At 50.3% G+C, this 6,580-nt stretch carries 8 protein-coding genes; all 8 read right to left on the bottom strand.

Annotated features, from left to right (window positions below; all coding sequences use genetic code 11):
• Positions 1–16: 16 nt before the first annotated feature.
• Complete coding sequence (gene coaD / locus JIN85_RS09495) at positions 17–523, bottom strand: pantetheine-phosphate adenylyltransferase (RefSeq protein WP_234047339.1); 507 nt, start codon at positions 521–523, stop codon at positions 17–19.
• 25 nt (positions 524–548) lie between these two features.
• Positions 549–1,364 carry a bifunctional hydroxymethylpyrimidine kinase/phosphomethylpyrimidine kinase gene (thiD, locus tag JIN85_RS09500; RefSeq protein ID WP_200269999.1) on the bottom strand — a complete coding sequence of 272 codons (816 nt, stop codon included), beginning with the start codon at positions 1,362–1,364 and terminating at the stop codon, positions 549–551.
• A 576-nt stretch (positions 1,365–1,940) separates the two neighbouring features.
• Positions 1,941–2,495: a hypothetical protein gene (locus JIN85_RS09505; RefSeq protein WP_200270001.1), complete on the bottom strand. Its 555-nt coding sequence runs from the start codon at positions 2,493–2,495 to the stop codon at positions 1,941–1,943.
• A 124-nt stretch (positions 2,496–2,619) separates the two neighbouring features.
• Positions 2,620–3,174, bottom strand: coding sequence for a hypothetical protein (locus JIN85_RS09510; protein ID WP_200270003.1), 555 nt, complete (start codon positions 3,172–3,174; stop codon positions 2,620–2,622).
• A 563-nt stretch (positions 3,175–3,737) separates the two neighbouring features.
• Positions 3,738–4,151 (bottom strand): hypothetical protein, encoded by a 414-nt coding sequence (locus JIN85_RS09515; protein WP_200270005.1) that lies wholly within the window; start codon positions 4,149–4,151, stop codon positions 3,738–3,740.
• A gap of 35 nt (positions 4,152–4,186) precedes the next feature.
• Positions 4,187–4,834 carry a zinc-ribbon domain containing protein gene (locus JIN85_RS09520; RefSeq protein ID WP_200270006.1) on the bottom strand — a complete coding sequence of 216 codons (648 nt, stop codon included), beginning with the start codon at positions 4,832–4,834 and terminating at the stop codon, positions 4,187–4,189.
• Between the two features lie 138 nt (positions 4,835–4,972).
• The gene (locus JIN85_RS09525; RefSeq protein WP_200270008.1) at positions 4,973–5,407 is read right to left on the bottom strand and encodes a DUF2059 domain-containing protein; all 435 of its coding nucleotides are present in this window, start codon (positions 5,405–5,407) and stop codon (positions 4,973–4,975) included.
• A gap of 35 nt (positions 5,408–5,442) precedes the next feature.
• A complete protein-coding gene (locus JIN85_RS09530; protein ID WP_200270010.1) occupies positions 5,443–6,324 on the bottom strand; it encodes a hypothetical protein in 882 nt (293 codons plus the stop codon).
• Positions 6,325–6,580: the final 256 nt, after the last annotated feature.

Here is a 6,580-nt window from a genome sequence, read left to right on the forward strand (position 1 = left end):
AAATCCGGCTACAATCTCAGATCGAGGTGCCTTTTGCGGCCAGAGCGGTGAAAACCGGCCCCGGGACGTAGCGGCGGACCATTTCTTCCCAACCTTCCGGACCTGTTAGACCTTTGATCATGCTGGATGAAACCTCGGCGATGTCCCGCGGTGGCATCAGGAAAATGGTGGTGATGTCTGGCGCCATGTCTCCATTGATGTGGCGCATCACCCGCTCATATTCATAGTCATGGGGCGAGCGGATTCCGCGAAGAATGTATTGAGCATTCTGATCCTTGGCGAAGTCGACCAGATAGCGGTTGTTGAAAAACTCAATGGTCAGGCGCTCATTATCGGGGGCGGAGCTCCGCAGCAAATCCAGCCGCTCATCCACGGTGAAGCTGTAACTCTTCGATGGATTGTCGCCAATGGCCACGATCAGGCGATCGAACAACTCGAGGCCTCGCTCGATCATCCAGAGATGGCCGTTTGTCGGGGGATCGAAAGATCCGGCGTAAACCGCAGTGCGCATGCTGCTTTCCATAGAATGAAATCGTCGGAACCCAACCTCAAATTGTCGAAAAATCCAAGGTTCCCTGGTTTAAAGCATGGATGGTTCCTCGGGCGTTGGTCAGGCCGTAGCCGCTTGCCAGGGTCGCAGTGAGGTAGGATTTTGAATTTGCGACTGCCTCCGGGAGGGTTTGTCCATTGGCGAGACATGCGGCAATGGCAGCCGATAAAGTGCATCCGGTGCCGTGGGACGCGGCAACTTCCAGGCGCGGTGAGGAATAGCGATGAAAGATGTTTTCGTGAATGAGCAAGTCGGTGCAGCTCGGGCCGGGCAGATGGCCGCCCTTCAACAGCACACTTGTGCTAAATTCCGCCGCGAGCGCCTGGGCAGAGGGGGCGAGCGCGGATTCACCCTGAATTTCCAATCCCAATAATGCCTCGGCTTCCGGGAGATTGGGCGTGATAACAGTCGCCATCGGTAGCAGAAGCTCGCGATAGGCAAGAATGGCATCGAGCTCCAGTAGCGAAGCCCCGGTAGAAGCAATCATGACGGGATCGACAACGAGCGGAACATTCGGGAAATTTTGCAGAATCTCGGCGACTTTTCGGACGATTTCGGCCGAATATAACATCCCTGTTTTGACGGCAGCTACCGGAAACGAATCCATCATCAGCGCTACTTGATCGGCGACAATTTCGATCGGCACCGGGTGCACTTCGCGCACGATTTCCGCGGTTTCCGACACCACGCAAGTGATCGCAGTCAGTCCATGCGTGTGGAAATGTTGAAAGGTTTTTAGGTCGGCTTGAATCCCGGCGCCAGCGGAGCAATCCGAGCCGGCGATGGTCAAAACCACTGGTGGAGTCGTAGTCACACTTCCATCCATAACCCGCGAAAAAAGAACAGCAACCCTTCAGTGGCCTTACACGCTCCGATCCGGTTGGGTGTCGTCAAAATCACTTTGCGCATCTTGCGTTCCTTGCCACGCCTGCTTGTTTCCGTGGGGCGCGATTTGGGTTCTTAAGGGACATTGGATTTCAGAATGCGAAATACGGATAAACTGACAAGCAATCCAATTAGCGCAGATAAAGTGACTGCCGAAAAAATATGCAAGTGCGCCACCCGCATGAAAAAAATCATCGCTCCATTCTGGACGATGATCTGCGTGCCGAGACAAATCGTGGAGTTCTTTAACGATTTTAGGGATGATCTTCCCTCAGAGTTTGAGACAGATCTCGATTGAGTGGAGTGACTCATTTTTTCAAATAGTTACCGATACATTTGGCGTCGCGTTCGGCATGTTTCTGACCGAACCAAAAAAGGTTTCGGGTTTTCATGATGGAAAACGAGTTCAACCGATGCTTGTTGTTCAAATAGACGACAGAACTTCAGAATTCAACCATGATCATGGCTCTTGTGGCAAATGCTGTAGCTCCACGGAATCTCTTATTCAGTCGAGTGTAGGATCTTCGTCGATTTGTTGGCTGTTGTTCTTTATCTTACGCAGAAACTCTTCGGCCGCACTCATGGTCTCAGAATGCTCAGATCGGTATTTGGCAAATTCTTCATCGCACCGTGTGACCAACTCAGGGGGGATTTGGGAAAGGTCATCGAGGCAGTCCCACTGGATCAAAATATTCTCGAAGCTGCTTGGGAAAAATTCAGTCTCGTACCTGTTGTCGGGACCACACCAGATCTTCCAAAGCCCCGTGAGAGTGTCATGAAGTGATCTGGTGCCCGATCTATACGCATTAAGGACAAACGCGATGGCATGATCCGCGTTGGACTCATGAAGATGTGCTACAGGTCGAAGCACGGAGTGATAGTCCTCCATGTGGGTGGAATCAAGTAGTGACAAAGCAATCAACCAATCCGGTGGAAACTCGATATTTGCAATCTTCGCATCAGCCCACTTAACGATGTCTTCATGGGTAAGGGCAAGATTTTCCGCTGCGATCAGAAGCAGACTCGACTCGGCAATGAGCGCTACCAGCTGTTCTTTCATTTTTGGAAAATCGTGTAGGGATCGACAACTGCTGTGTTGGTCTTTTTTCTATAAAGCCGCATGCAATGACCATGGCGAATGAGGACATCCCCGGCTACCACAGTTGCTTCGTGACCATCGGATTCTATTCGGTCAATGTGAAGTGTTTGCGGCCGAACTCCAAAAATAGCCGATCCCAGTCATCTTCAAATGCTGGCTCCTCTAGTTCTTCAATCTTTTGGCGGTAAGCAGCATCTCCAAGCTCCCAATCCTTCGTTCTACCGTCACGAACCGCTTGTTCGTAGAGCGGACGCAGATTTTCCAAAGCCTTGAGGCATCCAGTCGCTCCAAGCGCTTCGAGGTCAGCCCTGCGATCTTCAAGCCATGAAAAGTAACCTGCCACATTTCCAGAGTTGATGATGGTGCCTTGCCAAAAATAATACATGTCGGCGTATGCGCTCTCCTCAAACGTCATTCCAGGGTATGCTCCATTTACCCGCGCCCCATGAGGTATTCGATCGATCGTAAATTTAGCATAGGCTCCGATTTCTTCGGATTCTGTCATCTCGCTGATATTAGTAGGGTGATTCTTACCACAGCTCAGGAGGGCTAGGAAAGTGAGAACTATCATAACCCAATGACCTCTCATTTTCTGGAAGATATATGCAGTCACGACAATTGATTCTTCACGAATCCTCATGCTTCAGATCCGTGTAAAAAACGCAACCAGTTATCAGATGCGCGCTTCCGAAACGGTCTGTGTTTTCTGGCTACACTGCGATTCTATCTGCGGGGCGGTAGCTGCTTGATCGGCTTGAGGGTGATGGTCTGATTGTTTTGTTTCTTAAAATGTGTTTGGCGTCGCTGAATACGGCCATCTATATAACCCCGGGTTCCAGCTTGAATGGAACTTACCAGAATATAGCCGATCCAGCTCCAAAGCAATGTGGCAAGGATCGATAATCCTCTCCAATGTGCTTGCCCTTTGGGATACTTTTTAAACGACATCCAAATGGGGACGACGTATAGGAGTGGAAGTCCGATCAATATGAACGACTCAGTGCTGCCAAGTCCACCAATAAATAACAGTTGTTGGTTCATAAGATTAATTATATTTCTGCAAAATGTCGAAACTATCTCCCACGCCAGTCCGATGGCGGTGTTTTGATTTCTGAATGAAAGTTGAGTGGATCATGACTGATTGAACTCGCGGAGAGGCGGGTGTTAGAGAGTGATGATTTGTATGAATGCTTGAATTATTTCTTACGGTTTGGCCACAAAGTCAACCATCGGAAACGTTTTGCGTAGTAGTCGACCCGTCGCAGTTGATTCCGTCGGTATACCATATACCGAAATCTCTGCAGGTTCGCCTGTCTTGTCTAAAAGTTGAACTGTAAATGCACCTGACGGACCTCTAAAGTGGTAATCCTCTATCACAAGCGGGGTTTCTCGTTTGTTAACGTGGAGTAGATCTCGGAGCTTCTTCTCGATTCTGCTTCCAAGTATGGCATCCCCCTCAAATTGTTTAGTATCAATAAGAGTAATACCGGGTTCATTTCCAAGGGCAACAATCTTGTTGCGGGCTTCGACTGCTGAGATTTGAGAATTCCTAGCGCCCGTGAAAAACGCTAGTAAAATAATTACTACACCTGCTCCGATCCATGCCGCTATCTTCATCGTATTTCTGCCGAACGTTAAAGTGGTGTCACTTGCTACAGGGACCCAGTCTTCGATTCAGGTTGAGGTTTGCCGCCATCCTCCGAATCCGACTCGAAACGGGCAGCGGGTTGTGGTGCGATGACTTGTTCGACTTTCTTGATTCTTTCTTTGAGCTGCTTGATTCTGAGGCGATGATGTTCCGAGTCAGGAATCTGATTAAAATAGTGCCTGATTCTGTCCATCCGCTTGAACCGCCCGAGCACGTGTAGATCCAGAGCCGCGTTGGCAAGATCGTGGAAATCCTCCCAAGACTTTTCCTCCTTCTTGAGGAGCTGCTGATACTCAGAATTCACGCGATCATCGGTTTGCTGCTTCTTGCGGCACTCTACACAACGAATGCAATTCGCGTCATTGGCGAATCCAAGAGTCTCGAACCAATAGCGTTGCTCCTCTGCGAAAAAGATGAAAGGCCTCCTGCAATCCACGCAGGTCTTCAAGACATCGTAATACACGTAGATCGGAATCGCTGACCCATGTTGCTTTGAGACGTCGGCACGAATCCCGGTATCTGGAATAATCGTCACGTCATCGATCGTATATTTCCAGCTTGGATCGAGACCCAGGTTGTCACCCCGGAGGTCGCATCCTGTGATCCGAGGCCGACGCCCGTAGCGCGGATGATCCACAAGATTGTCGGGCATCTTCATTTTCTATCGAACGCTAATGGTCTGGCACCGCCTACCGACGGTGCGCCTCCGAGTGCGGGTTCATGATTGTAGCTACGGAAATCATTCGGACTCGGAGCGGGTAGCCGGTTGTCCAGCTCCGCCTTGTCCTGTCTATTCGCGGATCGCCTTATCCTGTGCTTTCATCACTTCTTCCTGAATGGTTGGCATCACGTCGGCCAAATACACTCCGAATTTCTTCATTGCGGATTTTCCGACCTCCGACCCATAGAAATCAGCCAGAGCCTTCAGCTCTTCCGCTGTGAAGTGCTTCACCATGGAATTCTTCATTGTTTTGGTGAGAGCTGGAACATCCAGATGTTTTGTCATCACAGCTTTGAACAATTCACGTTCTGACTCAGGCATGTTTTTTGCCATCTCCTCCGTCATGTCCAAAAACATTTCTTCAGGTGGTATGGCCTTCAAATAACGCTCCGCTTCCCTGATCCGGTTTTCAGGTGTGTCTTCAATTCCGAATGCTGTTGAAACGATACAGAGAGCTGCAAATGAAGCGGCAATCGTTGAGGATAGTCGTGTTGGTATAGTCATAATTTTTTGGTAGAAGGTCGTAGGCTTCGCACCCGCTATCGGGAGCGTTCCTCGGATTTAGGTTGAGGTTTGTCGCCACCCTCCAAATCCGGCTCGGAACGGCTAGCGGGTTGTCCAGCGCTGCCTTGTTCTGCTTCTTGATTTAGTCGCTGATAGAACTCGTAGGTCTCGCTTCCTACGAGCACAAGCTCAAACCCGCCGCGCTTCAAATAGAGATTGAGAATATCTCCACTCCTCAAGAACTCGAACTCCTCTTCAGCCCCGTCCGGCAATCGAAGCGACATCACCCCAGGCTTGACGACCGATACGGCCCCAGCAGGGTATTCAACTGCTTTGCCCCGATCTGTTGCGGAAATTGCGTCTTGCGAGATATTGACGACGATGGTGCCCGATTGCCACGTGCCGATGGCGGACTCCCAAGCCCCATCGAAAGGAATAACTCTATTCGATCCCTTGATTGCTATCGGAATAGACTGAGAGCTGTTCGGAGAGAGCGAGACGATCATCTCCGCGTCGAGAAGCTTCACAGCTTGGATGTCCACCAGGATCTCAAAGCGGAAATCTCGTTCCTTTGGTGTAATCCGGATCCGAAGGTAGGGCGGCAACATGGATGGCCCGTGGTACCAAGATGCCGAAAAGGTGAGATCGTAGGGAACTCCCTCCACCGTCTGTAGCTTTCCAAATATATCCTCCTCACGGGCGTCAGGAAACAAGCGTTCTACCACGGGCGGCAATTGCAGATCCTTGCCGCCAATTGTGAGAACCTTCTTCTCCAGATCGAATCTCGCAGGCTGGAATACCTTGGGTAATCCCTCAAGGGTGCCGTTCTTCAGCTTCAAGATGGTATCCTGATGAGCTAAAGCGAAGTTAATCCCGAGAGAACAACCTAGGACTAACAATATGACGCCCTTCTTCATTGAGTGCATTTCTGAGCCGAATGTTAGAGTGCTGGCACGGCGGTGTCGAGCATCCAGAGCAAAGTGAACTAACGAGCTTGTCCGCCGTTGCCACCCATGACTTGTTCTGCGTTGGGATTTATTGGAATGCCTGTCCGCCAAGAAGCTTCACGACCGCAGCACGGAATTGCTCGAAATCTCGCTTGGGTGGGTATGCGTTACTGCCGTGTGACAAAGCTGATGCATCACCATACTTGATTCGAAGATTCCACTGCGT

The organism is Luteolibacter pohnpeiensis, from assembly GCF_016595435.1.
Taxonomy (GTDB): Bacteria; Verrucomicrobiota; Verrucomicrobiia; order Verrucomicrobiales; family Akkermansiaceae; genus Luteolibacter; species Luteolibacter pohnpeiensis.